Annotated in this window: 17 protein-coding genes; 6 read left to right on the top strand and 11 right to left on the bottom strand. The window is 67.5% G+C overall.

All coding sequences use genetic code 11. The annotated features are described in order from the left end of the window. Positions 1–36: 36 nt before the first annotated feature. From ACN0RJ_RS13985 to ACN0RJ_RS13995, 3 genes are all read right to left on the bottom strand, one after another. A complete protein-coding gene (locus ACN0RJ_RS13985; protein WP_417724663.1) occupies positions 37–1,935 on the bottom strand; it encodes a propionyl-CoA synthetase in 1,899 nt (632 codons plus the stop codon). Positions 1,936–2,397: 462 nt separating this feature from the next. Continuing rightward, entirely contained in the window at positions 2,398–4,677 is a 2,280-nt protein-coding gene (locus ACN0RJ_RS13990; RefSeq protein WP_417720399.1) for an NADP-dependent malic enzyme, read from the bottom strand. Between the two features lie 141 nt (positions 4,678–4,818). Beyond that, on the bottom strand, positions 4,819–5,013 hold the full coding sequence (locus ACN0RJ_RS13995; RefSeq protein ID WP_417720398.1) for a DUF3072 domain-containing protein: 195 nt from the start codon (positions 5,011–5,013) through the stop codon (positions 4,819–4,821). 149 nt (positions 5,014–5,162) lie between these two features. On the opposite strand from ACN0RJ_RS13995, the gene ACN0RJ_RS14000 reads away from it, so the two are divergent. The 3 genes from ACN0RJ_RS14000 to ACN0RJ_RS14010 all read left to right on the top strand — a co-directional run bounded on the left by ACN0RJ_RS14000 (position 5,163) and on the right by ACN0RJ_RS14010 (position 7,700). Continuing rightward, positions 5,163–6,083: a manganese-dependent inorganic pyrophosphatase gene (locus tag ACN0RJ_RS14000; RefSeq protein ID WP_417720397.1), complete on the top strand. Its 921-nt coding sequence runs from the start codon at positions 5,163–5,165 to the stop codon at positions 6,081–6,083. A 127-nt stretch (positions 6,084–6,210) separates the two neighbouring features. After that, positions 6,211–7,083 (top strand): TIGR01459 family HAD-type hydrolase, encoded by an 873-nt coding sequence (locus tag ACN0RJ_RS14005; protein WP_417724664.1) that lies wholly within the window; start codon positions 6,211–6,213, stop codon positions 7,081–7,083. A 173-nt stretch (positions 7,084–7,256) separates the two neighbouring features. Next, a complete protein-coding gene (locus tag ACN0RJ_RS14010; protein WP_417720503.1) occupies positions 7,257–7,700 on the top strand; it encodes a MaoC family dehydratase in 444 nt (147 codons plus the stop codon). Positions 7,701–7,846: 146 nt separating this feature from the next. Here ACN0RJ_RS14010 and ACN0RJ_RS14015 read toward each other — a convergent pair whose 3' ends face one another. Next, positions 7,847–8,890, bottom strand: coding sequence for an NAD(P)/FAD-dependent oxidoreductase (locus ACN0RJ_RS14015; protein ID WP_417724665.1), 1,044 nt, complete (start codon positions 8,888–8,890; stop codon positions 7,847–7,849). A gap of 51 nt (positions 8,891–8,941) precedes the next feature. Between ACN0RJ_RS14015 and mnmD the strand changes: the two genes are divergently transcribed. Next, entirely contained in the window at positions 8,942–9,610 is a 669-nt protein-coding gene (gene mnmD / locus ACN0RJ_RS14020; RefSeq protein ID WP_417720394.1) for a tRNA (5-methylaminomethyl-2-thiouridine)(34)-methyltransferase MnmD, read from the top strand. A 1-nt stretch (position 9,611) separates the two neighbouring features. Then, positions 9,612–10,478, top strand: a complete 867-nt coding sequence (locus ACN0RJ_RS14025) for a DMT family transporter (RefSeq protein WP_417720393.1) — start codon at positions 9,612–9,614, stop codon at positions 10,476–10,478. A 56-nt stretch (positions 10,479–10,534) separates the two neighbouring features. Here ACN0RJ_RS14025 and ACN0RJ_RS14030 read toward each other — a convergent pair whose 3' ends face one another. Beyond that, positions 10,535–12,502: a lytic transglycosylase domain-containing protein gene (locus ACN0RJ_RS14030; RefSeq protein ID WP_417720392.1), complete on the bottom strand. Its 1,968-nt coding sequence runs from the start codon at positions 12,500–12,502 to the stop codon at positions 10,535–10,537. Between the two features lie 133 nt (positions 12,503–12,635). On the opposite strand from ACN0RJ_RS14030, the gene dapA reads away from it, so the two are divergent. Next, positions 12,636–13,511 carry a 4-hydroxy-tetrahydrodipicolinate synthase gene (gene dapA, locus ACN0RJ_RS14035; protein WP_417720391.1) on the top strand — a complete coding sequence of 292 codons (876 nt, stop codon included), beginning with the start codon at positions 12,636–12,638 and terminating at the stop codon, positions 13,509–13,511. A gap of 84 nt (positions 13,512–13,595) precedes the next feature. Here dapA and ACN0RJ_RS14040 read toward each other — a convergent pair whose 3' ends face one another. From ACN0RJ_RS14040 to lspA, 6 genes are all read right to left on the bottom strand, one after another. Next, positions 13,596–13,991, bottom strand: a complete 396-nt coding sequence (locus tag ACN0RJ_RS14040; RefSeq protein ID WP_417724666.1) for a GFA family protein — start codon at positions 13,989–13,991, stop codon at positions 13,596–13,598. 28 nt (positions 13,992–14,019) lie between these two features. Beyond that, a complete protein-coding gene (locus ACN0RJ_RS14045) occupies positions 14,020–14,499 on the bottom strand; it encodes a VOC family protein (protein ID WP_417724667.1) in 480 nt (159 codons plus the stop codon). 64 nt (positions 14,500–14,563) lie between these two features. Next, a complete protein-coding gene (locus ACN0RJ_RS14050) occupies positions 14,564–15,883 on the bottom strand; it encodes a M16 family metallopeptidase (protein ID WP_417724668.1) in 1,320 nt (439 codons plus the stop codon). Beyond that, entirely contained in the window at positions 15,880–17,244 is a 1,365-nt protein-coding gene (locus ACN0RJ_RS14055) for a M16 family metallopeptidase (protein WP_417720387.1), read from the bottom strand. The genes ACN0RJ_RS14050 and ACN0RJ_RS14055 overlap by 4 nt, the downstream gene beginning before the upstream one ends. 90 nt (positions 17,245–17,334) lie before the next feature. Continuing rightward, positions 17,335–17,865, bottom strand: a complete 531-nt coding sequence (locus ACN0RJ_RS14060) for a DUF3035 domain-containing protein (RefSeq protein ID WP_417720386.1) — start codon at positions 17,863–17,865, stop codon at positions 17,335–17,337. A 53-nt stretch (positions 17,866–17,918) separates the two neighbouring features. Then, positions 17,919–18,422, bottom strand: coding sequence for a signal peptidase II (lspA, locus tag ACN0RJ_RS14065; protein WP_417724669.1), 504 nt, complete (start codon positions 18,420–18,422; stop codon positions 17,919–17,921). Positions 18,423–18,470 lie beyond the last annotated feature (48 nt).

Genomic DNA, 18,470 nt, shown 5'->3' on the forward strand with positions numbered 1-18,470 from the left:
CCGACGGCCCCGTCCCGAGACGGGGCCGCCCCTGTCTCAGCCCGGCTCCCCGGCATAGCCGAGGGCGCGGAGCGCCACCTTGATCTCGTCCAGGATGGCGGGATCGTCGATGGTCGCGGGCATCTTGTAGCTTTCGCCATCGGCGATCTTGACCATGGTCGCGCGCAGGATCTTGCCCGAGCGTGTCTTGGGCAGGCGATCCACCACGGTGCACAGCTTGAACGCCGCGACCGGGCCGATCTTGTCACGCACCAGCTTGACGGTCTCCTTGCAGATCTCGTCATGCGGGCGGTTCACGCCCGAGCTGAGGCACAGGAACCCGAGCGGCATCTGACCCTTGAGCGCATCCGCGACCCCGATCACCGCGCATTCGGCCACGTCGGGATGCGAGGCCAGGACCTCTTCCATCGCGCCGGTGGACAGGCGGTGCCCCGCGACGTTGATGACGTCATCGGTGCGCGACATGATGTAGAGATAGCCGTCCTTGTCCTTCATGCCCGCGTCGCCGGTTTCGTAGTATCCGGGGAACTGGGTGAGGTAGCTTTTCTTGTAGCGCGCCTCGGCATTCCAGAGGGTCTGGAGCGTGCCCGGCGGCAACGGCAGCTTGATCGCGATGGCGCCGAGCGTGTCGGGCGGCAGTTCGTGCCCGCCCTCGTCGAGGATGCGCACGTCATAGCCCGGCATCGGCACCGAGGGCGAACCGAGCTTGACCGGCAGTTCCTCGATCCCCATCGGATTGGCGGCGATGCCCCAGCCGGTTTCGGTCTGCCACCAGTGGTCGATCACCGGAACCCCGAGGTGCTTCTGCGCCCATTTGATCGTGTCGGGATCGGCCCGTTCGCCGGCGAGGAACAGCGCCTGCAGGTCGTGCAGCTTGTAGCGCTTGATCCATTCGCCCTCCGGGTCCTCGCGGCGGATGGCACGCAGGGCGGTCGGGGCGGTGAAGAAGCTCTTGATCCGGTGGTTCTGGATGATGCGCCAGAACACGCCCGCGTGGGGCGTGCCGATGGGCTTGCCCTCGAACACCACGGTCTGCGCGCCGGCGATCAGGGGCCCGTAGCAGATGTAGGAATGCCCGACGACCCAGCCCACGTCGGACGCGGCCCAGAAGCGGTCGCCCGCCTCGATGTTGTAGATGTTCTTCATCGACCATTGCAGCGCGACGAGATGCCCGGCGGTCGAACGCACGACGCCCTTGGGCTGGCCCGTCGTGCCCGAGGTATAGAGGATGTAACAGGGGTGGTTGCCCTCGACCGGCACGCAGTCGGCCGGTTCGACCCCGTATTGGAAGCCGTGCCAGGACACGTCGCGCCCCTCGACCAGCTTGGCCACTTCCTGTTCGCGCTGGAAGATCACGCAGAAGTCGGGCTTGTGGCGCGCCTGCTCGATGGCGCCGTCGAGCAGCGGCTTGTAATGGACGACCCGGCCCGGCTCCAGCCCGCAGGAGGCGGCGATGATCGCCTTGGGGGTGCAGTCGTCGATGCGGACGGCCAGTTCGTTCGCCGCGAACCCGCCGAAGACCACCGAATGCACCGCGCCGAGCCGGGCGCAGGCCAGCATCGCCTCCAGCGCCTCGGGGACCATCGGCATGTAGATGATGACGCGGTCGCCCTTCTCGATCCCACGCGCCCGCAGCGCCCCGGCAAGCGAGGCGACCCGCGCCTGCAGCTCGCGGTAGGTAAAGCCCTTGGTCGCATGGGTGATCGGGCTTTCGTGCATGATCGCGATCTCGTCGCCGCGCCCGGCCTCGACATGGCGATCCACGGCGTTCCAGCAGGTGTTGACCATGCCGTCCGAGAACCACTCGAACATGCCGTCACCCTTGTCGAACAGCGCCTTTGACGGAGGTTTCGCCCAGTCGATCGCCTCGGCGGCCTTCATCCAGAAAGCCTCCGGATCGGATTGCCAGGCGCCGTACACTTCCTTGTAGCCCATGGAACTCCTCCTCTCGTCCTGTTTGCAACGGATACGGGCCGGGGGGGCTTTCGGGCAAGCGTGTTAGCGGATGACGGGACAGAACGACGCGGAAAATTTGCGGTTTTCGCGGGAAGTGGCCTGCAAATTTTTGCAAACCTGCCCAGTTTCTGCGGTGATTTGCGAAGTTCCGATGACTTTGCAAATTCTGCGAATCAGACCCTGCAAATCCGGCCAGCAGACCATGAGGCGTTCCGGCGGCGGCAAGAAGCAGCGGCCCGCCCGCAGGCAAGGTCACCGAGGCGTCGAGGGAGAAGGTCGCAGAGCGTTCCGCCGACCCTGCCGATCGGTGCAATGCCCCGAAGCAATCTTGCCGGACGTGCATTTGCACATCCGTATCCGGCAGGCGACAGAGGTATGGTCGCGCGTTCGCCAGCGCGCGAAAAAGCGGCCCGCCGGATGCACCCGGCGGACCGGGGCGCCTCAGCCGTAGGCGGCGACCGGCGTTCCCGCGACGGCGGCCATGTTCAGCAATCCGCGCGGGGTGATCGACGGCGTGACGATGTGGGCGCGGTTGCCGAGCCCCATGAGGATCGGCCCGACTTCGAGCCCGCCCGCCTTCATCCGCAGGATGTTGCGCACGCCCGACGCCGCGTCGGCCTGAGCAAAGATCAGTACGTTCGCCGCACCTTCGAGCCGGTTCTCGGGCATCAACCGCGAGCGCAGTTCGGGGTCGAGCGCACTGTCCACATGCATCTCGCCCTCGTACATGAAATCGCGCGGCTGGCTGTCGAGGATCTCGATCGCCGAGCGGATGCGCGGGCCGGAACCGTCGCTCTGATTGCCGAACTGCGACCGCGAGCACAGCGCGATCTTGGGCAGCAGGCCGAAGCGGCGCACGTGGCGGGCGGCCCCGATGGCGGTCATCGCGATCTGCTCGGGCGAAGGCTCGGTCCAGACCTGGGTATCGGCAAGGAACAGCGGGCCGTCTTCGAGGATCATCAGGGACAGCGCACCCTGCGGCTGCAATCCGCCGCCGCCCAGAACCTGCGTGATGTAGTTGAGATGCCAGCGGTATTCCCCGAAGGTGCCGCAGATCATGCTGTCGGCCTCGTCGCGGTAGACCATCAACGCCGCGATGGCTGTGGTATTGGTGCGCAGGATCGCGCGGGCCAGATCCGGCGACACGCCCTGACGCGCCATCAGCTTGTGATAGGTTTCCCAGTAATCGCGGTAGCGTGGATCGTTTTCCGGGTTCACGACGTGGAATTCGCGCCCCGGCTTGATGGTCAGGCCCATGCGTTCGCAACGGGCCTCCATCACGTCCGGGCGACCGATGAGGATCGGCTGTTCGGTCGTCTCTTCCAGGATCGCCTGCGCCGCGCGCAGCACCCGCTCGTCCTCGCCCTCGGCAAAGACGATCCGGCGCGACGCGGTGCGCGCCGCCTCGAACACCGGGCGCATCAGCAGCGCCGACTTGAAGACCGACGCGTTGAGCTTGTCCTTGTAGGCCTTGAGGTCGGAAAGCGGCCGCGTCGCGACGCCGGACTCCATCGCCGCCTTGGCCACGGCCGAGGACACGACCCCCGACAGGCGCGGATCGAAGGGCTTGGGGATCAGGTAATCCCGCCCGAAGGTCAGCTGTTCGCCATGATAGGCGGCGGCCGCTTCGGCGCTGGTGGTGGCGCGGGCCAGGGCCGCGATGCCCTCGACACAGCCGATCTGCATCTCGTCGTTGATCTCGGTCGCGCCGACATCCAGCGCGCCCCGGAAGATGAACGGGAAACACAGCACGTTGTTGACCTGGTTGGGAAAATCGCTGCGCCCGGTGGCGATGATCGCATCCGGTGCGACCTTGCGCACCTCGTCCGGCATGATTTCGGGCGTGGGGTTGGCAAGGGCGAAGATGATCGGCTTGTCCGCCATCCGCGCCACGTGCTCGGATTTCAGCACGCCGGGCCCGGAAAGGCCGAGGAACAGGTCCGCGCCGTCGATCACGTCCGACAGCGTGCGCAGATCGGATTTCTGCGCAAAGGCGGCCTTCTGCGGGTTCATGTCTTCGACCCGGCCTTCGTAGACCAGCCCGTGAATGTCGCAGAGCCAGATGTTCTCGCGCTTCACGCCCAGCTTCACCAGCATGTTGAGGCAGGCAATGCCCGCCGCCCCGCCGCCGGTCGAGACGATCTTGATATCCTCGAACGCCTTGCCCGAGACGTGCAGCGCATTGGTCGCCGCCGCGCCGACCACGATGGCCGTGCCGTGCTGGTCGTCGTGGAACACCGGGATGTTCATGCGCTCGCGGCAGATCTTCTCGACGATGAAGCAGTCGGGCGCCTTGATGTCCTCGAGGTTGATGGCGCCGAAAGTCGGCTCCAGCGCGCAGACGATCTCGGCCAGCTTCACGGGATCGGGCTCGTTCACCTCGATGTCGAAGCAGTCGATGTTGGCGAATTTCTTGAAGAGGACGGCCTTGCCCTCCATCACCGGCTTGGAGGCCAGCGGCCCGATATTGCCCAGGCCCAGCACGGCGGTGCCGTTGGTCACCACCGCGACGAGGTTGCCTCGCGTGGTGTAGCGGGCGGCGGTGGTCGGGTCGGCCTTGATTTCGAGGCAGGCCTCGGCGACCCCCGGCGAATAGGCGCGCGACAGGTCGCGGCCGTTGGCCAGCGGCTTGGTCGCGCGGACCTCGAGCTTACCGGGCTTCGGATTCTCGTGGTAGAACAGCGCCGCCTGACGCAGCGACTCCTGAGCGGATTCGGACATGTGGCGCCTCCCCCTTTTCGTGCATTGTTTAGCACTAAACTATCGCGCCGGCAAAGCGCGTCGGGGTCGCATTATCAGGAGTCGAGACAAGCTGTAAACGAAAAAGGCCCGGTGCCCGCGGCACCGCGCGCAACGGCCCGCCTACCAGGCGACCGCTTCGAGCTCTTCGATCCGGTGCTCGGCCTGCCGCATGGTCAGGTCGGTCTCGACCGGGACGCCGGCGCGCTCGGCCAGCTCGCGCAGGCGGACGGCCTGCACATCGGTCATGGGGCCGCGCGGATCGGGCGGAACATCGAGGGCGGCGTCGATATACATCGGGCGGGCAAGGGCATTCATCGGTTTAACCTCCGTTTGATCATGCAACGCGAAGCCGCTCGCCCGGGTTCCCCGCCGCGGCAGCCGCGGCATTTGGACGGGTGACAAGCGCGCGGCCCGCTCCTATAAGGCGCGCGAAATCCGATACGCACCCAAGGAGCTTTTCCGCCATGACCACCCTCGTTTTCGGCCACAAGTCCCCCGATACCGACTCAACCGGCAGCCCGATCATCTGGGCCTGGTATCTGAACGAGGTCAAAGGCGAAGCCGCGGCCCCCGCCCTGCTGGGAGAGCCGAACACCGAAGCCGCCTTCATGCTGACGCACTGGGGCCTCGACAAGCCGCAGATCATCGCGGACGTCGACGCGGGCGCACCCGTCGTGATCGTCGACACCAACAACCCCGCCGAACTGCCCGCCGGGATCAACGGCGCCGACATCCGCGCCATCATCGACCACCACAAGCTGGTCGGCGGGCTGGAAACCAAGGGCCCGATCGACATCACCGTGCGCCCGCTGGCCTGCACCGCGACCATCATGGTCGACCTGATCGGCGACGACATGGCGAAGATGCCCGAGGCCGTGAAGGGCGCGGCGCTGACCTGCATCCTCTCCGACACGCTGGAATTCCGCTCGCCCACCACCACGGATCACGACCGCGCCGTCGCGGAGTCGCTGGCCAGGGATCTCGGCATTTCCATCCCCGACTACGCGGCCGAGATGTTCGCCGCCAAATCCGACGTCTCCTCCTTCTCGGATGCGGAACTGCTGCGGATGGATTCCAAGGAATACACCGTCGACGGCAAGGACTTCCGGGTTTCGGTCCTCGAAACCACCGCACCGAAGACCGTGCTCGACCGCAAGGACAGCCTGATGGCCTCCATGGTCGATGTCGCCAAGGAAGACGGCGCCGACCAGGTGCTGCTGTTCGTGGTCGACATCCTGAACGAGGAAGCGACGCTGCTGGTCCCGAACGACCTGGTCAGGACCGTGGCCGAAAAGAGCTTCGGCGCCACCGTCACCGGCGACACCGTCGTGCTGCCCGGCATCATGTCGCGCAAGAAGCAGATCATCCCCAACCTCAAGGTCTGATCGACCTGCCGACCACCGGACGGGGGGCGCCTTTCGGGGCGCCCTTTTCCGTTCCGGTGCCCCGGCCCTCTGGCCAGTTGCCCGCGCATTGCCTATCAAGGCCGCAACGCAGATTTCCGGAGGCCACATGTCCCAGATCATCGAACACCTGTCAGAGATTTCCGACCGCTACGAGGCGCTGTTCGTCGACCTCTGGGGCTGTGTCCACAACGGCATCACCGCCTATCCCGAAGCGGTCGCGGCGCTCCAGGCCTACCGCAAGCGCGGCGGCATCGTGGTCCTGCTGACCAACGCCCCCCGCTCGCGCCACGAGGTCGCCAAGCAGCTCGACCGCTTCGGCTGCCCGGAAGACACCTGGGACAACATCGCGACCTCGGGCGATTCCGCCCGCACCGCGATGTTCACCGGCGCCGTCGGCAACAAGGTCTACTTCATCGGGACGGAATTCGACCTGCCCTTCTTCGAGCCGCTGAAACTGATCGAAAACCCGGTCGAGATCGAGCGTGTCGCGCTGGAAGACGCCGAAGGCATCGTCTGCTGCGGCCCCTTCAATGCCCATGACGACCCCGACACCCTGCGCCCGCAGTTCCTCTATGCCAAGCAGAAGGGGCTGAAGCTGCTCTGCGCCAACCCCGACATCGTGGTCGACCGCGGCGAAACCCGCGAATGGTGCGCCGGCGCGCTGGCCCAGCTCTATACGGAAATGGGCGGAGAGAGCCTCTACTTCGGCAAGCCGCACTCGCCGATCTACGACCTGGCCCGCCGCCGCCTGTCCGAGATCAAGCCCGGCATCCCCGATTCCGCCATCCTCGCCGTGGGTGACGGGGTGAAGACCGACATCGCCGGCGCCATGGGCGAGGACATCGATTCGCTGTTCATTTCCGGCGGGCTCGCCGCCGCGCCGACCAGGACGGATCGCCAGCCCGATCCCGAGGCGCTGGAGATGTACCTGGCCGAGGAAGCCTCGTCGCCGACCTATTCGATCGGCTACCTGCGCTGAAACACGCAGCTTATCGCCTTCCGGAAAGGGCCCGCGTCCCCGCGCGGGCCCTGTTCTTTCGTCGCACCCCCACATTTCCCGCTTGATTTTCTGCACCAGCAAAGTAATTAAATTACCAGAGCGATCACCATATCGCACATTTGTTACCGGAACAGGGAATCATGGAGGGCGAGATGCTGGACAACCTGCCTCGCGGCACGATCTGCATCGAAGACATCGAGATGGGTATGACGCGCTATCTCCAGAAGCGCGTGACCGACCGCGACATCGAGCTCTTTGCCGAAGTCTCCACCGACCGGAACCCCGTGCACCTCGATGACGACTATGCCCGCGATACCATCTTCGAAGGTCGCATCGCCCACGGCATGCTGACCGCCGGGCTGATCTCGGCCGTCATCGGCGAACAACTTCCCGGCCACGGGACGGTGTACCTGGGCCAGTCCCTGAAATTCATCGGCCCCGTCCGCCCCGGCGACGTGGTGCATGCCGAGGTCACGGTGACCGGTATCGACTTTGCCAAGCGCCGCGTCACGCTCGATTGCGCCTGCACGGTGGACGGAAAACCGGTTCTGGTCGGCGAAGCCAAGGTGCTCGCCCCTTCCCGCAAGTTCGACTGACCCCCGCCCCCGGCGCCCGGCCGCAGCGTCGGATGCCTCCGGCGGGGATATTTCGGGCCAGAAGAAACCGGATGAACCGCCCGGGCTTTCTTCTGGCAGGAAATATCCCGGGGTGAGCGCGCCCGGCGCGCGAGGGGCAGCGCCCCTCAGAGCGAGTCCTCCACCCGAAACCCGTCGGGGATTCCGTCGCGCCCCTCCAGCACGAGATCGGCCATGACCTCCGCCACTTTCGGGGCCATGCCGAAGCCGATCTTGAAGCCGCCATTGGCGATGAACTGGTCGCGGCGGTCCGGCCAGCGGCCCAGCATCGGCGCGCGGGTCCGTGCGCGCGGGCGGACACCTGCCCAGCGCTCGATCTCCTCGGCACCGTGCAGGACAGGCAATACCGCGACGGCGCGCTCCAGCAGCGCATCACATTGCTCATCCGTTCCGGCGGGATCGTCGAACGCCCGCTCCGAGGTCGAGCCGATGGCCACGGTTCCGTCCTCGTGCGGGATGATGTGCAGCCCGCCCGCATAGATCTGCGGCCCGGTGCGGACGTCGTGCCGCAACAGGACGGACTGGCCCTTGACCCCGGTGCCGGCGGCGCGCCCCGTCTCCTTCGAAAGTGCCTCCAATCCCTGCCAGCCCGTCGCCCACACCAGAACGCCGGGATGTTCCGGCATGTCGGTGTCGATACCGATGCCGCGGACGGCCAGGGCTGCGACGAGCGCGGCGCAGGCCCGGCGCGGAGAGAGCCGCGCGCTGAGCGTGTCGCGGATCAGCCAGCCGGTCGGCGAGACGGGCGCCCAGGCGCCGGCGTCGGCGGCGGGGATCACCTCCCAGGTCGCGGCATCGCCCCAGAGCGCCCTTGCCGAGGCGCCCCGATCGCGGGCGAGGGCCAGCCCGGCCTCGTCCGGCACCGGCTGGAGGCGGCCGGCACGGGCATAGCCGGCGGAGACGCCGCTTTCGGCTTCGACCCTGTGCCAGAACCCTTCGGCCATGAGCAGGCTCTCAAGCTGGAACGCCTTCTTCGGATTCCAGTTCTCCGGCACGTGGGGGGCCAGCGCCCCGACCGTGCCCCCCGAGGACCCGGAGCCCGCGCCGAAGGGGTCCACGACCCGGACACGGGCCCCGCGCGTCGCGCATGTCCAGGCGATGGACAGGCCGAAGATGCCCGCCCCGCAGACCGTCACGTCGATGCTTGCCATTCCCCGCCCTCCGCTTCATGGTCGCCTTCGTATCTAGGACAGGCGCAACCGATGAACCAGCCCGACGCCCCGCTCTGGCGCGAAGGCGGGGTCCCCGTCTCCCCCCGATTCGACGACCCCTATTATTCGCTCGACAACGGGCTGGCCGAGACCCGGCACACCTTTCTGGCCGGAAACGGTCTTCCGGGGCGGTTCCGGGACGGCTTTCACGTCGCCGAGACGGGCTTCGGCACCGGTCTGAACCTGCTCGCCTGCCTGACGCTCTGGCGGCAGAGCGGGGCGCCGGGTGTGCTGCGGTTCACCTCCTTCGAGGCCTTCCCCCTCGCCCCCGGCGACATGATCCGCGCCCAGGGCGCCTTTCCCGAGGTGGCCGACGCGGCCGGGGAACTGGCGCCGTTCTGGCATGACGGCGCGCGGGAGGTCCGTTTGCGGGACCTCCATTTCGTCCTGGTGGAAGGCGATGCGCGCGACACCCTGCCGCCTTGGGAGGATCGGGCCGATGCCTGGTTCCTCGACGGTTTCTCGCCCGCCAAGAATCCCGAACTCTGGGGGGCGGCGCTGATGGCCGAGGTCGCGCGCCATACGGCGCCGGGCGGCACGGCCGCGAGCTACACCGCGGCCGGCCATGTCCGGCGGGCCCTGGCCGATGCCGGATTTGCGGTCGAGCGGCACCCGGGCTATGGGCGCAAACGGCACATGACCGTCGCGAGAAAGATCTGACATGGCACAACAGAACCTGAAACTGGGCATCTGGCTCATGGTCGCCACGACCTTCGTGTTTGCCATGCAGGACGGCCTCTCGCGCCATCTCTCCGGGGAATACAACGTCTACATGGTGGTGATGGTCCGCTACTGGTTCTTCGCGGCCTTCGTCATGGCGGTGGCCGGGCGCCAGGCGGGCGGGCTGAAGGCCGCCGCCAGCTCGGCGCAACCGCTGTTGCAGGGCTTCCGGGGCGTGCTGCTGGTGGTCGAGATCTGCGTCATGGTCTCGGGGTTCGTGCTGCTGGGTCTGGTGGAAAGCCACGCGGTCTTTGCCTGCTACCCGCTGCTGGTCGCGGCGCTGTCCGGGCCGATCCTCGGGGAAAGGGTCGGCTGGCGGCGCTGGACGGCCATCGGCCTGGGCTTCATCGGGGTGATCATCATCCTGCAGCCCTCCGGCGGGGTGTTTTCGCCGTTCGCGATCATTCCGCTGATCGCCGCCTTCATGTTCGCGCTCTACGGGCTGCTGACGCGCTACGTCGCCCGCAAGGACATCGCGGCGACCTCGTTCTTCTGGACCGGCACCTCGGGCGCCGTCGCCGCCACGGTGATCGGCATCTGGTTCTGGGAGCCGATGACCGCGCCGGACTGGGGCTGGATGATCCTGCTCTGCATCTCGGGCGCGCTGGGGCACTATACGCTCATCAAGTGCTACGAGGTGGCCGAGGCGAGCGCGGTGCAACCCTTTGCCTACCTGCAGCTGGTCTTTGCCTCGGCAATGGGGGTCGCGGTGTTCGGCGAGACCATCCGCCCCAACGTGGCGATCGGCGCGGCGATCATCGTGGCGGCCGGGCTGTTCACCCTGTGGCGGGCGCGGGTCAAGGGCTGACCAGGGCCGAGCGGCGCGCGGATCCGTCGTCGAAGGATCGCCCCCCGGCCCCCGCCTCACTCGCCCGCCATGGCGATCCGCTTGAGGGTCGAGCCGACGAGTTCCTTGCTGAACGGCACCGGGTGCGGATCGGCCCCGAGGCGGGCGCGGTAGACCGGCAGGCTTTCGGTCACGCGCATCACGTAGTTGCGGGTTTCGTCGAAGGGGATCATCTCGATCCAGTCGACGATGTCGATGTCGCCCGCGCGCGGATCGCCATAGGCCTCCATCCACTGGATCGGACGCCCCGGGCCGGCATTGTAACCGGCGGCCATCATCACCGCATTGCCGCCGAACCGGTCCGCGAGCCGCGCCAGGTAGGTCGAGCCGAGCCGCGCGTTGTAGCCGGGATCGCTCAGCAGCCCGTCAAAGCTGTACTCCAGCCCCAGCCAGCCCGCGACCTCCTTGGCGGTGCCGGGCATGAGCTGCATCAGCCCGCGCGCACCCGCCCCCGACACCACGCCGGGGTCGAATTCCGATTCCCGCCGGGCGATCGACAGGACCAGTTCCTTGGGCACGGGAAACTCGGATCTGAGGATGTCGGGATGCAGCGCATAGTAGGGCCCCGGCAATTCCATCCCGGCCTGCGCCGCGCGCTTGCCCAGCATCACCTGGACATGCGGTCGCTTGAGTTCGGCGAGCATCTCGCCCAACTGCCCGACGCCCTGGCGGTCCAGACCCTCGGAGAGGTGGGTCAAAAACCTTTCTCCGAGATCGGTCTCGCCCGAGGCCAGCAGCAGCACGGCGGCCTTGTAGACCGAGGATTGGGTGAACGGCGCCGAGCGCCAGTCCGGAAAGCCCTCGCGGCCGGTAAGCCGCGGGTCCGGGTCGACCCCTGCCCGTTCGGCGGCGAGCAGCCCGTAGAACGAGGTCTGGTAGCGCGCGCCCTCGGCATAGGCCTGCTGCGCGGCCGCCTTGTCGCCCATCGCCTCGAGCGCACGGCCCCGCCAGTAGCCCGCCCGGCCCAGCGAGATCGGCGAGGCGACGGCATCGCGGTGATTGGTGAAGTGGCGCAGGGCGGTCCGCGGGTTCTGCAGGAAGCGCAGCGAGATGTAGCCGGCGAGCCATTCCAGTTCCGCGTAGTCGCTGCCCTCGGTCAGCCAGTTTTCCGCGGCGATGCGGTAGGCTTCCTCGTAGGCGCCCTCGCGCATGCGTTCATGCGCCAGGTCGTGACGTCGCTGCGCCCAGGCCCAGGGCTCTCCCAGGCTTTCGGCGCTCTTGGAGCGTTCCAGCAGCAGCGCGATGGCATCGGCGTCGCGCCCCTTGCGGACCCGCCACAGGAACCGCTCGTAGGCCAGCCCCGGATCGTCCTGCAGCTCTGCCGGGACGGCGGCGATCAGCGTGTCGACCCCCGCCGCCATGTCGCGCAGCCCCATCCGCGCCAGCGCCAGCTTCTGCCGGCCCTCGCCGACCAGCGGCAGCATCGCGCGGGTGTTGCTTTCCCAGCCCTTCCACAGCGCCATGTCGAGCCGCGCCGCGTGCTGCGGTTTCAGCACCTCGCCCCACTCGGAAAGAAAGGCCGAACGTTCCTCGGGCGACAGCGCGAGGGTGCGCCAGGCCAGGACCACCTCGGCCTCGGCGGCGCCGCGTTCGCCCTTGGCGACCTCGGCGCGCGCAACCGCCAGCGCGCCGGCGCCGGTCTGAGGGCGATAGCCGTCGAAGAACCGGGGCACGACGTCGCCGCCCGCCTCGGAAATCGCGATCTCGCTCTTTTCGCGCAGGTAATCCATCCCCGGCCAGTCGGGATTGCGCGAGATGAAATCCATGATCTGCGTCGCGTCCCCGCGGCTGGCCCGCAGGTAGTGCCACAGGATCACGTCCAGCGCGACCTGACCGTCGCCCCGCGAATCGATCAGCGCGGCCGCCCAGTTGCCCTCGCGCATCTCCTGCATGGCACGCGCCAGCGCCCGGTCCTGCTGGGCAGGGGCGGCGGAGGCGGTCATCGAGAGGGTCAGAAGGACGAGAACGGCCAGAAGGCGCGACATGAGCTTGCAATTTCTCCGCTGAGAAGGAATAGACACGCCCCAGACGATACCGCGCCGCGTGTGGGCTTCCAACTCACATTCCGATCAGGCGGCGGGGTTTCGCGGAGGAACGACAGCAATGAAGGAGTGTGTGATGTTGAAAGGTTCCATGCCTGCCCTGGTCACGCCGTTCAAGGACGGCGCAGTGGACTTCGACACGCTCAAGAAACTTGTCGAATGGCACATCGCCGAAGGCAGCCACGGTCTCGTGCCGGTCGGCACCACCGGCGAAAGCCCCACCCTCACCCATGAGGAGCACGAGGCCGTCATCGACTGCGTCGTGACCGCCGTGAACAAGCGCATCCCGGTGGTGGCCGGGGCCGGGTCGAACAACACCGCCGAGGCGATCCGCTTCGTGCAGTTCGCCGAAAAGGTCGGGGCCGATGCGGCGCTGGTCGTGACGCCCTATTACAACAAGCCCACCCAGTCGGGGCTGATCGCGCATTTCACCGCGCTGCACGAATGCGCCGACCTGCCCATCGTGATCTACAACATCCCCGGCCGTTCGGTCGTCGACATGCTGCCCGCGACCATGGGGATCCTGGCGAAGCTGCCGCGCATCATCGGGGTCAAGGACGCGACCGGCGATCTGGCGCGGGTCAATGCGCAGCGGATCACCTGCGGCAAGGACTTCCTGCAGATCTCCGGCGAGGACGGCACCGCCCACGGCTTCAACGCCCAGGGCGGCGTCGGCTGCATCTCGGTCACCGCGAATGTCGCGCCGCGCCTCTGCTCGGAGCTTCAGGTGGCAACGCTGGACGGCGACTATGCCCGCGCGCTGGAAATCCAGGACCGGCTGATGCCGCTGCACCAGGCGATCTTCACCGAGCCGGGCCTCTGCGGCGCGAAATACGCGATGAGCCGTCTCGGCCTCTGCTCCGAAGAGATCCGCCTGCCGCTGGAGCCGGTCACCGCCCCGACGCGCGCGCTGCTCGACGGTGCGCTGCGCCATGCCGGCCTGCTGAACTGATCCCCTGCGGGGACGAATGACGGGGGGCGGGTCCGCAGGGGCCCGCCCCTTTTGCATGGGCAAGACGGCAGCGCCCTACCCGGGTCAGTCGTCCTGCGGGCCGGTGGTGGTGCGATCCCGCGCGTAGCTGTGGCGCAGCGGGAAGGCGGGCAGCCAGCTTTCCCGCCGCAGGGTCCAGTTTTCGTAGCCGGGCGCGAAGCGGTCCGGCGCGTCGAGCGTGCCGAGGTGGACCTCGATCTCCGCGCCGCTGCGGGCAAAGACCGACGAGCCGCAGCGCGGGCAGAAATGCCGGCCCGCGTACGCGCCGGTTTCGCCGGTGACCGTGACCGCCCCGGCGGGAAAGATCGCGGCGGCATAGAACAGCGCCCCGTGGTGCTTGCGGCAGTCGAGACAATGGCACAGCCCGACCCGGTGCGGTGCGCCGGTCGCGACGATGCGCACCGCGCCGCAGAGGCAGCCGCCCCGCACCGTGTCCGTCATGACGCCCGCCTTTGCCGCGCCCGCCGGCTCATCCGCGCCGCGCCGCTTCGATGGCGGCGACGTCGATCTTCGTCATCTGCATCATCGCCTCGAAGGCGCGCCGGCCCTCGTCGCCGCCGGCGGCGAGCGCTTCGCTCAGCACCCGCGGCGTGATCTGCCACGACAGGCCCCAGCGATCCTTGCACCAGCCGCAGGCGCTTTCCTGCCCGCCGTTGCCGACGATGGCATCCCAGTAGCGATCGGTCTCTTGCTGCGTGTCCGTCGCGATCTGGAACGAGAACGCCTCGCTGTGGCGGAACACCGGCCCGCCGTTCAGGCCCAGGCAGGGGACACCGGCGACGGTGAAGGTGACGGTCAGCACGTCGCCCGCCTTGCCGGAGGGGAAATCCGCCGGGGCGCGAAAGACGTCGCCCATGGCGCTGTCGGGAAACAGGCCGGTGTAGAACCGTGCCGCCTGCTCGGCCTCCGAATCGAACCAGAGGCAGATGGTGTTCCGGGGAATGCTCATGGCGTCTCCTCTCGCCGCTGCATCGCCCCGACCCAGCGCCGGGGCGCATCCTGCTGCGCTCCCGTCACTGGACGGGGGGCGTATCCTCGATCCCTTCGGGCTGGCCGACGACGACAAAGCGCAACTCGTCCGGTTTCAGCAGCCGCGCGGCGACGCGCTTCACGTCCTCCAGCGTCACCGCCTCGATCTTCGCATTGCGCGAGGTCACGTAATCCGGCGTCAGCCCGTCCATCTGCATCCCGACGAGGATGCGCGCGATGGGGCCGTTGCCGTCGAAGCGCAGCGGATAGGCGCCGGTCAGGTATGTCTTGGCATCGTCCAGCTCCTGCTGCGTCACGCCGTTTTCCGCCAGCTTCGCCCATTCGGCGCGGATCACGTCGATGGCCTCCGCCACGCGGTCATTGGCCGACGCGACGCGGCCGAGGTAGAGCTCGGCGTGATCCATCGGCAGCAGGTAGGAATAGACCCCGTAGGTCAGGCCGCGCTTTTCGCGGACCTCGTGCATCAGACGCGCCTCGAAGCCGCCTTCGCCGAAGATCGTGTTCATCACGTAGGCCGCGAAGAAATCGGGATCGTCCCGCTTGAGGCCCTTCTGACCGAACAGCGCAACCGATTGCGGCGTCTCGAAGGGAATGACGGTGGTGCCGGCGGTGGTCGACACGTCCTTGTCGGCGGGCATCGGCGCGCCGGTCGCGGGCAGATCGCCGAGCAGGCTGTCGATCAGGGCCGACAGTTCCTCGGGCGAAATGTCCCCGGTGGCCGCGATATAGACGCGGTCCTTGGCCATCGCGCCCTTCCAGGCGGCGACGATGTCGTCGCGGGTCAGGGCGGTCACGGTTTCCTCCGTCCCTTCCGAGGGGAAGGCATAGGGATGATCGCCGAACACCATGGTGTTGAAGGCGTCGCTGGCGATCGAATCAGGGTCTTTCAGATCGCTGCGGATTCCCGAAAGCACCTGCTGGCGCACGCGCTCGATCGACTCCTCGTCGAAGGTCGGGTCGATCAGGCTTTCGCGCAGCAGCGCCACGGCCGCATCGCGGTTCTCGGTCAGGAAGCGGGCCGACACCGACACCGAATCCCGGCCCGAATCATAGTCGAAATCGGTGGCGAGGCTTTCCGCCGCCTCGGCAAAGCCGTTGGCGTCATACTCGCCCGCACCCTCTTCGAGTAGCCCGACCATCAGGTTCGTCGCGCCGATCTTGTCCGGCGCATCCAGCGAGGTGCCGCCCTGAAAGCGGATTTCCAGCGCGGTGAAGGGGATCGAGGGTTCCTCGACCAGCCAGGCGTGGAAGCCGCCGGGCGTGTCGACCTGGCGGATGTCGATTTCGGCCAGCGCGGGCGTGGCAAGGAACAGCGTGCTGAGAAGGATGGCAAAGGGCTTCACTGGATCACCTCCGGCTGGGCGGATTCGTCGTCGGGCGGCATGAGGTAGCCGGTCACGGCATGGTCGAGGTCGAAGACCCGGCGCGCGGCGGCGACGATCTCTTCCCCGGTGATCGACTGGACGATGGCGGGCCATTCGCGCACGTCTTGCACCGTCAGCCCGGAGGTGAGCGCGCTGCCGTAGCGCCGCGCGATGGAATTCACGTCGTCCCGGGCGTAGATCTGCGAGGCACGAAGCTGGAACTTGATCCGGTCCAGCTGCGCCGCGTCCACGCCGGTCTCGATGAACCGGGCTAGCGAGGCGTCCAGCGCCGCTTCCGCCTCTTCCAGCGTGACGCCCGGCGCGGGCACCACGGCAAAGCCGAAGCTGCTGTCGTCATAGGAGGTGCCGTCGTAGAAGGCACCGGCATAGATCGCCTTCTTCTGCTCGAACTGAAGCTCGCGGTTCAGAACCGAGGTCTGACCGCCGCCGAGGATCTCGTCCAGCAGCGTCAGCGCGGCGGCTTCGCGCTGATCGCCCGGATCGCGTTCGGGCGCGAGGTAGCGGCGCATGACATAGGCCTGCGCCACCCGCGGATCCTTGAAGACCAGCCGACGCTCGGCCATCTGGCGGGGCTCCTGCGGACGCTCGCGCGGGGCGCCGACCTCGGGATTGGCGGGCAGCGGGCCGTAATTCTCTTCGGCCAGGCGCCTGACCTCGTCCGGAGTCACATCTCCGGCCACGACGACGATGGCGTTGTTGGGGGCGTAGTTGCGGTGGTAGTAGGCATAGGCATCGTCGAGACCGAGCGTCTCCATCTCCTCGCGCCAGCCGATCACCGGCACGCCGTAGCGATGGTTGAGATAGAGCGCCGCGCCCATCTGCTCGCGCAGCAGCGCGGCGGGGTCGTTCTCGGTCCGCATGTTGCGTTCCTCGATGATCACCTGGCGCTCGGTCAGGATATCCTGCTCGGACAGCTCGAGGTTGACCATGCGGTCGGCCTCCATCTTCATCATCAGCCCGAGCCGGTCCGCCGCGACGCGCTGGAAATAGGCGGTCTGGTCGTAGGAGGTGAAGGCATTGTCGGTGCCGCCGTTCTCGGCCACGACCTTCGAGAACTCGCCCGGCGCCAGCGTGTCGGTGCCCTTGAACAGCAGGTGTTCCAGAAAGTGCGCCACGCCGGAATGGCCCGGCGTCTCGTCCGCCGATCCGGCGCGATACCAGACCATGTGGACCACGACCGGAGCGCGGTGGTCTTCGATCACCACGACCTCGAGCCCGTTGTCGAGTTCGAAGGTCGTCACCTGGTCGTCGATCCCCTCGGCGGCGGCTGGAAGCCCCGTCAGGACAAGGGCGGCAAGCGCCGCGGCCAGTCTCATCATGTGCCAAATCCCGCAATGAACGAATGTTCCGTCCAACCTACGGGGCCGGCGCAGGACTTCAAGCTGCGCTTTCGCTTTCGTGATGCCCGGTCAGTAGCCTTCGGGCGGCGCGGAGGGGGTGCGCACGCCGCGCGACCGGAAATATCCGAGCGTGTAATAGGGATCGAGCGCTTCGCGACGGTAGGCGCGGATATACTCGTCGTCCGGGAAAAGTTTCCAGGAAAACAGCTGCTTGCGCTCGCGGAAGGCAAGGTCGGTCTGCGCCAGTTCGGTACGGATGCCGGCGTCGCGGCCATAGCGCGACGCGCGGTTCACCAGCGCCGAATCCCCGGCCGGAACCGCCCCCGGAACCAGCCGCGCCGGATTGCCGCCCAATGCCGCGACGGCGTCGGACAGCGGCGTCTGGTCGCCGCGGTTGGCAGCCCCCGGAGTCGGCGCGGGAAGCTCCTTGTAGCTCGGCGGCTGGACGAGCGGCTTGTTCGGCACGATGGCAAATTCCTCGGGCGTGCCGCTGTTGCTGCGCAACTGGTGCAACGACGTCTCACCCGGAGCGCGGTCCCGCGACGAACAGGCAGAAAGCCCCACGAGCCCCACCATCAGCACGATCTGCGCCAGCTTCATTGCCACCCTCCGGTCCTTGCCTTCCAGACGTTTACCCCATCTCCGCCGCCCCGTCACGGGGCCTTTTTCCCGGCTTTTCGGCGGGGTTTCGCCCCCGCCTTGCCGCCCGGCGCCAGAACCAGGCCGATCGCACCGGCAAATATCGCGATATCCGCGACGTTGAAGGCGAAGGGATTGTCGATCCCGCAGCAGGACATGTTGAGGAAATCCGCCACCGCACCGTAGAGCACGCGGTCGACCACGTTGCCCAGCGCGCCGCCGATCAGCAGGCCGCCCGCGATCAGCCCGAGCCGCCCCGGCGGATCGCGGCGCAGCCAGACCAGCACGAACAGCACGATTCCCAGCGCCACCGCGATCAGCACCCATTTCGTCGCCGCCGCCTCGCCCCCGAGCAGGCCGAAGTTGATGCCGTAGTTCCACGCCATGCGGAAGTTGAGGAACGGCGGCAGCACGTCGATCGCCTGCGACGAGGCCAGCCCCATGACATGCACCACGAGCCATTTGCTCAACTGGTCGATCAGGAAGGTGATCGCTGTTGTGATCGCGACAATCCGCATCGTGCGTTTTCCAATTGTTGACAGCGCCATGGCTCTACCCTCCGGGTC

The organism is Salipiger sp., from assembly GCF_048261495.1.
GTDB lineage: Bacteria > Pseudomonadota > Alphaproteobacteria > Rhodobacterales > Rhodobacteraceae > Salipiger.

Excerpts from the sequence above, each read along its gene's own strand:
- ACN0RJ_RS13985 (WP_417724663.1), bottom strand. The coding sequence starts at position 1,935 with ATGGGCTACAAGGAAGTGTACGGCGCCTGGCAATCCGATCCGGAGGCT.
- ACN0RJ_RS13990 (WP_417720399.1), bottom strand. The coding sequence starts at position 4,677 with ATGTCCGAATCCGCTCAGGAGTCGCTGCGTCAGGCGGCGCTGTTCTAC.
- ACN0RJ_RS13995 (WP_417720398.1), bottom strand. The coding sequence starts at position 5,013 with ATGAATGCCCTTGCCCGCCCGATGTATATCGACGCCGCCCTCGATGTT.
- ACN0RJ_RS14000 (WP_417720397.1), top strand. The coding sequence starts at position 5,163 with ATGACCACCCTCGTTTTCGGCCACAAGTCCCCCGATACCGACTCAACC.
- ACN0RJ_RS14005 (WP_417724664.1), top strand. The coding sequence starts at position 6,211 with ATGTCCCAGATCATCGAACACCTGTCAGAGATTTCCGACCGCTACGAG.
- ACN0RJ_RS14010 (WP_417720503.1), top strand. The coding sequence starts at position 7,257 with ATGCTGGACAACCTGCCTCGCGGCACGATCTGCATCGAAGACATCGAG.
- ACN0RJ_RS14015 (WP_417724665.1), bottom strand. The coding sequence starts at position 8,890 with ATGGCAAGCATCGACGTGACGGTCTGCGGGGCGGGCATCTTCGGCCTG.
- mnmD (WP_417720394.1), top strand. The coding sequence starts at position 8,942 with ATGAACCAGCCCGACGCCCCGCTCTGGCGCGAAGGCGGGGTCCCCGTC.
- ACN0RJ_RS14025 (WP_417720393.1), top strand. The coding sequence starts at position 9,612 with ATGGCACAACAGAACCTGAAACTGGGCATCTGGCTCATGGTCGCCACG.
- ACN0RJ_RS14030 (WP_417720392.1), bottom strand. The coding sequence starts at position 12,502 with ATGTCGCGCCTTCTGGCCGTTCTCGTCCTTCTGACCCTCTCGATGACC.
- dapA (WP_417720391.1), top strand. The coding sequence starts at position 12,636 with ATGTTGAAAGGTTCCATGCCTGCCCTGGTCACGCCGTTCAAGGACGGC.
- ACN0RJ_RS14040 (WP_417724666.1), bottom strand. The coding sequence starts at position 13,991 with ATGACGGACACGGTGCGGGGCGGCTGCCTCTGCGGCGCGGTGCGCATC.
- ACN0RJ_RS14045 (WP_417724667.1), bottom strand. The coding sequence starts at position 14,499 with ATGAGCATTCCCCGGAACACCATCTGCCTCTGGTTCGATTCGGAGGCC.
- ACN0RJ_RS14055 (WP_417720387.1), bottom strand. The coding sequence starts at position 17,244 with ATGATGAGACTGGCCGCGGCGCTTGCCGCCCTTGTCCTGACGGGGCTT.
- ACN0RJ_RS14060 (WP_417720386.1), bottom strand. The coding sequence starts at position 17,865 with ATGAAGCTGGCGCAGATCGTGCTGATGGTGGGGCTCGTGGGGCTTTCT.
- lspA (WP_417724669.1), bottom strand. The coding sequence starts at position 18,422 with ATGCGGATTGTCGCGATCACAACAGCGATCACCTTCCTGATCGACCAG.